This window comes from Sporomusa sp., from assembly GCF_057736855.1.
Window position 1 is genome coordinate 1 of the sequence record NZ_JBYKYF010000392.1, and the last position, 2,390, is coordinate 2,390.

Genomic DNA, 2,390 nt, shown 5'->3' on the forward strand with positions numbered 1-2,390 from the left:
GTAGCTATTTGCACCAAAGCCTGTGATTTGGCCAACGACAATTGGTGAAACAACCGAACGATGGCGGAAATCTTCTCGACGATAAATATTAGACAGATGTACTTCAATGGCAGGAACGTTTATGGCCGCCAGGGCATCTCTAATACCTATGCTATAATGCGTAAAAGCGGCTGGATTAATGATAATACAAGCATATTTGTCCTGAGCTTGTTGAATGGTATCAATCATGACTCCTTCATGATTGGTTTGGATTATGGTAAGTTTCACTCCCAGGCGTTCTGCTTTTTCTTTCAGCATGGCATTAATATCTTCGAGTGTAGTTGTACCGTAAATTTCTGGTTCACGCATGCCGAGCATATTCAAGTTGGGTCCGTGCAGAATTAATATTTTTTTTGCTGATGCTTGCACTTTATCATCTCCAACCCACAATTTGGCGTGATTATAACGCAAGTTTATTCAAAAAAATGGTTATGTAGTACCAGCTTTTACATTTTAGCATATATTTTTTATTTTGACTACAAAAAACATATACTGAGTTTGTACTTAGCCAATATTTTAGTTTTTTAAAATGGCTGTGGCTATTTCCCGAAAAATCGGTGCAGCAACATTGCTGCCTGACATACCTTCTTCAACAAATACTACAATAACGTATTTTGGCTTCTTAATGGGAGTATACCCGGCAAACCAGGCATGGTTTATTCCTTTACCTGTTGTATTGATTCGTCCGGTTTCTGCTGAGCCTGTCTTACCTGCTGAACCAACCCCCTCTACATAAGCCGCTTGGCCAGTACCATATTGAGTGACAGCCTCCATCATGGTTCGCAGTCTTTCAGCCGTTTGCCGGGACATCACCCTTGTGGTGGATCTTGGTTGGAACATTTTCACAATCGTACCGTCAGTGCTTACCAACATGCTAACAATGTATGGTTCCACTTTGATACCTTCATTTACGATGGCTGCAATCATTTGGGCTATTTGCACGGGGGTAGCTTCACAAAATCCTTGGCCAATCGCCAAATTAGCCAAATCGCCTGGATATAATTGATCTTGGTCAGGTAAATTTCCTTCGCTTTCGCCCCAAAATTCGAGTTTAGTCCGGGAACCGTACCCAAGCTTTTGCGCCATGGTAATGAGTTTATCGGCCCCTAATTTTAATGCTATTTCAATAAATACTGGGTTACTGGAGTGAGCCATCGCTTCCGTAATTGTTAACTGCCCTTTGGGGCTTTGTTCATAGTCCCAGCCTTGAAAGCGGACATTGTTTACATCAATATAGCCGGGATCAAAAAAAATATCATCCATTTGCACGGTCTGATTTTCCAATGCGGCTGCAGCTACTACCAACTTAAACACTGAGCCTGGATGGTAAGCTGAAATGGCCCGGTTAAGTAGTGGAGCACTGCTTTGATCCAAATAGTTACTGAGATCATTTGCATCAAAAGTGGGTCTAGAAGCCATTGCCAGTATTTCGCCGGTAGTGGGATGCATCACTACTACCGCACCTTTGGCTATAGTGCGATCCATAATTGTTTCGACTTGTTGCTGAATCTGTTTATCAATGGTTAACACAATATTAGTTCCGTTACTACCGGGGGTTAGTTTCATTCGTTTGTAACCTAAACCAGGAATGAGCTGTTGGCTGGCATCAACAATAGCGGCTACATATTCGGGCTGATTACCACGCAATAACTCATCATACATGCCCTCGATACCGCTGACTCCTCTGTTGTCGGCTGCATTAATATAGCCGACTACATGGGCAGCCAGAGATCCATGACCATAGCGAACTTTTTCAACAACGGCTACAATCCCTGGTATTTGCATGGTATTAATGGTGTGTGCAGCTTCATAACCGATGTCTTTAGCCAACCGAAAAGGATGTTTGCTGGTGCTTAATTGTTTAAGCGCATGTTCAAGCTGTGCATGTGATAAAGGTATAATCTCTTCAAGGGCAGCTAATGCTTGTTCTGGCTTATGTTTGACTTGCCCTGGAAAAACGATAACACTGTATTGTTGAGAAGTACTTGTTAGTGGTAAGCGGTTACGATCCATAATCTCGCCACGGGCCACTTCTACAGGTAATTCTTGCACACGAATGCTAAGCCCTGCTAGTGCCAACTGCGGGCCCTGAATGATCTGAAGGTAAAATAATCGTAGAAGTAAAAACGCTGCAGATACCAAAAAAAATAACAGCAGTTGATAGATACGTTTACGAGAATAAGCCATACTTTACCTTTCTAATGTATATATTAGGTATAGTATGGCTTATTTTCGTAAGTGGTTATTCAATTATCGATATATTGCACTTTAATCGGTAGATGCGCTAATATTTCACGAACCTCGCCAACGGTATCAGGAGTGACTCGAATCATCACAATTCCGGCTTTTCG

General features: G+C 42.1%; 2 protein-coding genes. Both read right to left on the reverse strand.

Translation table 11 applies throughout. The features are described 5' to 3' along the window. A partial coding sequence (aroQ, locus tag AC29Z1_RS16675) for a type II 3-dehydroquinate dehydratase (RefSeq protein ID WP_488272576.1) occupies positions 1–450 on the reverse strand: 450 nt, incomplete at its 3' end. 105 nt (positions 451–555) lie between these two features. Next, positions 556–2,226: a peptidoglycan D,D-transpeptidase FtsI family protein gene (locus AC29Z1_RS16680; RefSeq protein ID WP_488272577.1), complete on the reverse strand. Its 1,671-nt coding sequence runs from the start codon at positions 2,224–2,226 to the stop codon at positions 556–558. Positions 2,227–2,390: the final 164 nt, after the last annotated feature.

What these genes read in the sequence shown, in the direction of transcription:
- AC29Z1_RS16680 (WP_488272577.1), bottom strand. Translation starts at nt 2,226, where the DNA reads ATGGCTTATTCTCGTAAACGTATCTATCAACTGCTGTTATTTTTTTTG.